Genomic DNA, 902 nt, shown 5'->3' with positions numbered 1-902 from the left:
CACGGCCGCCGATCTGGGCGGGCCGCCCGCGCCCGAGTTCGCGCCGGCCGAGCTCGTGATCGAGGCGTCGGTCGACGCACGCTTCACGGCCGATCTCACCTGAGCAGGCGGCGCGGCGTCAGGCGTCGGGCTCGACGAGCAACCGCTCGAGTGCCGACAGGTCGGCGAGGCTGAGGCCCGACGCCAGCAGGTACTCGCGCACGGAGCCGTGCATGCGCTCGACGGTGTCGATCACGCCCTCGAGCGCCTCGGGCGGGCTGCCGCCCATGAGCACCCGCAGCTCGGGGGTGTCGGGCACGCCGTAGCGGCCGATCAGCGCGACCATCTCTTCGAGCCACTCGCCCGCGAGGTTCGCCTCGGTGCGCGCGTAGTCGTCGACGACGGCCTGGTGGTCGACGCCGACGGCGAGCAGTGCGAGGGCCACGACGATGCCGGTGCGGTCCTTGCCGGCGGTGCAGTGCACGACCACGGAGCGGTCGCCGGCGCTCGCGATCTCGCGCAGCGCACTCACCACGACCGACGCGTGCTGCGTGACGATGCGCTCGTAGAGGGCGTCGAGCGAGATGCCACCGGCGCCCTGCGATGCGCCGGAGCCCTCGAACACCGGCAGTTGCAGCACCTCGACGTCGAGGCCGTCGAGGTCGTCGGGCATGGCGCGCGACTCGTTCTGGTCGCGGAGGTCGATGATGATGCCGACGCCGAGCCTGCGCAGCTCGTCGCGGCCGGTGTCACCCAGCCGGTGGAGCCCGTCGGAGCGGAACAGGACGCCCTCGCGCACCCGGCCTGCCGCGGCCGGCAGTCCGCCGACATCGCGGAAGTTGTAGGTGCCGGGAACCGGGATGCGCGTCGAGGTCTCCATCGACGCGAGCCTACCGCGCGGCGACGACACCGCGGCTGGGAGC

General features: G+C 73.3%; 1 protein-coding gene. It reads right to left on the bottom strand.

Annotation, left to right across the window (positions count from 1 at the left end; translation table 11 throughout):
* Positions 1-118: 118 nt before the first annotated feature.
* Positions 119-859, bottom strand: coding sequence for a tyrosine-protein phosphatase (locus GH736_RS23535; RefSeq protein ID WP_159607491.1), 741 nt, complete (start codon positions 857-859; stop codon positions 119-121).
* Between the last annotated feature and the right edge of the window lie 43 nt (positions 860-902).

The sequence above is a fragment of the Agromyces humi genome, from assembly GCF_009720255.1.
Taxonomy (GTDB): Bacteria; Actinomycetota; Actinomycetes; order Actinomycetales; family Microbacteriaceae; genus Agromyces; species Agromyces humi.
This window is presented reverse-complemented; position numbering and strand designations above follow the sequence as displayed.

Coding starts and splice junctions, on each gene's coding strand:
- GH736_RS23535 (WP_159607491.1), bottom strand. CDS start 859: ATGGAGACCTCGACGCGCATCCCGGTTCCCGGCACCTACAACTTCCGC.